The organism is Streptomyces sp. NPDC059900, from assembly GCF_050270335.1.
Classification (GTDB): Bacteria; Actinomycetota; Actinomycetes; order Streptomycetales; family Streptomycetaceae; genus Streptomyces.
The window spans coordinates 1-2,216 of sequence record NZ_JBNNJZ010000912.1; the positions used below are offsets into that span (position 1 = coordinate 1).

Annotated in this window: 2 protein-coding genes and 2 pseudogenes; 1 reads left to right on the forward strand and 3 read right to left on the reverse strand. The window is 69.2% G+C overall.

Annotated elements, in window-relative coordinates; translation table 11 throughout:
* The 3 genes and pseudogenes from ACQKIP_RS45605 to ACQKIP_RS45615 form a co-directional block, all read right to left on the reverse strand.
* The coding region (locus tag ACQKIP_RS45605) for a phospholipase A2 (RefSeq protein ID WP_427745690.1) at positions 1–349 on the reverse strand (349 nt) is incomplete at its 3' end.
* Between the two features lie 218 nt (positions 350–567).
* Positions 568–1,224 carry a thioesterase domain-containing protein gene (locus ACQKIP_RS45610; RefSeq protein ID WP_365857136.1) on the reverse strand — a complete coding sequence of 219 codons (657 nt, stop codon included), beginning with the start codon at positions 1,222–1,224 and terminating at the stop codon, positions 568–570.
* A gap of 410 nt (positions 1,225–1,634) precedes the next feature.
* A pseudogene (locus ACQKIP_RS45615) lies at positions 1,635–1,979 on the reverse strand (hypothetical protein); the annotation flags it as partial.
* On the opposite strand from ACQKIP_RS45615, the pseudogene ACQKIP_RS45620 reads away from it, so the two are divergent.
* Positions 1,905–2,216 (forward strand): annotated as a pseudogene (locus ACQKIP_RS45620) (tRNA (adenosine(37)-N6)-threonylcarbamoyltransferase complex transferase subunit TsaD); the annotation flags it as partial. The pseudogenes ACQKIP_RS45615 and ACQKIP_RS45620 overlap by 75 nt on opposite strands.

Sequence of the window (2,216 nt, forward strand, 5' to 3'; positions counted from 1 at the left end):
GGAAGGCGCTGTCGACGCGTGCCTTGTTGGCGTTGAAGGTGCCGGCTTCTTTGTAGTTGCGGTAGCCGAAGTCGTGGCGGGCGCAGGCTGTCTTGAAGGGGAAGCCCAGGGGGTTGTCGGGCGAGGTGGAGCAGTAGTCGGTCGACCAGTTGAACTGGTAGGCGCTCCAGGCTCCCTGGTTGTTGTTGGCCGACACCCAGGCGTTGTAGCTGCCCGCGTCGGTCTGGGTCCAGTTGCTGAGTACCTGCGCCTTGTCGGCGGGCACGGCCTGTGCGGGGGTGGCGGCTGCGCCCAGTCCCAGGGTGAGGGAAGCGGCGCTTACGGCGAGAGCGGTGAGTCGACGGCGCATGGGACCTCCTGTGGGGGGATTCACTTCCGTCTCAACAAGCGGATTCATTCCCACAGTTGGCGCTTAAACAAACGAGCGTTTCGTGTGAACTCCGGGTGGCCGGCAGGGTTTGCGGCAACCACGTCACTGAAGGCTCACTTCGTCCGTCAGCCTTCTCCGTTTCGTGCGGCGGCGTGGTGCGGGTGTGGGATGGACCGCACCACGCCGTCGGCGCCGGGTCAGCTCTCCGGCCCGTATCCTCCTTCCGGCTCGTCGGCGAGGGCGCGGCCTATCTCCCGGCAGATCTCGTCGGCGGGTGCGGGCAGGTACATGTCCTGGTGCGTGCTGTCGATGTCGTACTCCTTGACGGCACCGGTGATGTGGCTGCGCCACAGGTCCGCGTACGAGCCGTCGCCGTCGGCCGTAGCGTTGAAGAACAGCGCGTCGCCTCGGTAGGCCGGCGACGTGAAGCTGCGCAGCATCGTGGTGTGGCCGACGATGACGGAGACCGCGTTGTCCACGAACGCCTCTTGGTCACCGGCGCTGGCCGGGCTGATGAGGTGATCGCCGAAGTAGGCGCGGATGTCGTCCGCGTGGGGCGGCTCGTAGTGCTCGAAGAAGGCGCCGGGAACGCTGTCCAGCAGGGCGAGCAGCGCCACCTCGTGCCCACGCCGCTGCAACTCGGCGGCCATGGCGTGGGTGAGCGTGCCGCCCAGGGAGAGACCGCAGAGGTGGAAGGGGCCCTCGGGCTGCACCGCGAGGACTTCCTCGACGTAGTCGGTGACCATGGCGTCGATCGACTCGGGCGGCCGGGCCGTCCCGTCGAGCCCCTTCGCCTGGATGCCGTAGACCGGCCGGTCCGCAGGCAGCCGTCCGGCGAATTTGAGGCGTCCCAGTCACCGGAGCATGCGACGTGCCGGATCAGCGGGTCCATGTCCACCGAGCCCGGCGGCGCGACGTGCAGGCCCGTGCCCCGTCCCGGCTGCCTGGGCCCGGTGTCCTTGCCGGTCACCAGGCGCGCAGCAGATCGTGCCCGTCGATGACCGCGCCGAGCGTCGCCCGCAGGTCGGCCCGGTCGCTGCCGTCGGGCAGCGAGTACGACGGCCGGGATGAGGCGGTCGAAACCGTGCCCGCGTTCCAGGATCCACCGCGCCACCGGTATCAGCGGCATCCACCCGGTGCCGCCGCCCGGCAACTCGGCCAGCACCGGCTGCGTCTGGGACCCGCGACGCGCAGCAGCCTCGGGCAGAGCCGCCATGGTCCGCTGCTCGAATATCTCGCGCGAGCTGACCTGCGTGCCCTGTGTGCAGGCTCGCGACACGATCTGGATGGACTGGATGTTGTCGCCGACCAGGGCGAAGAAGTCGTCGTCGATGCCGTTCCGGTCGAGGCCGAGGACCTCGGCGAACAGCCAGGCGAGCAGCTCCTCGCCGGGCGTGCGTGGCACCCGGTACTGGCGCCCGCCGCCGAACTGGGGGGTAGCAGGGAACGCTCGGCGGAGCTGACCCGTGGTTCTTATTGCACATATATTGCAGGTGCAAGCTGGAGGCAGAAGGAGTGTGCAGTGGGCAAGCCTGTGGTGCTGGGGATCGAGTCGTCCTGCGACGAGACCGGGGCGGGGATCGTGCAGGACGGGAGGCTGCTGGCGCATGTGGTGGCGTCGAGCATGGACGAGCACGCCCGGTTCGGTGGCGTGGTGCCGGAGATCGCAGCCCGTGCGCACCTGCATGCGTTCAACCCCGTAGTCCGGCAGGCCCTCGACCAGGCGGGCCTGCGACTGGGCCAGATCGACGCGGTCGCCGTCACGACCGGACCCGGCTTGTCCGGAGCCCTTCAAGTGGGCCTGGCCGGCGCCAGAACCCTGGCCTACGCGGCCGGACTCCCGCTC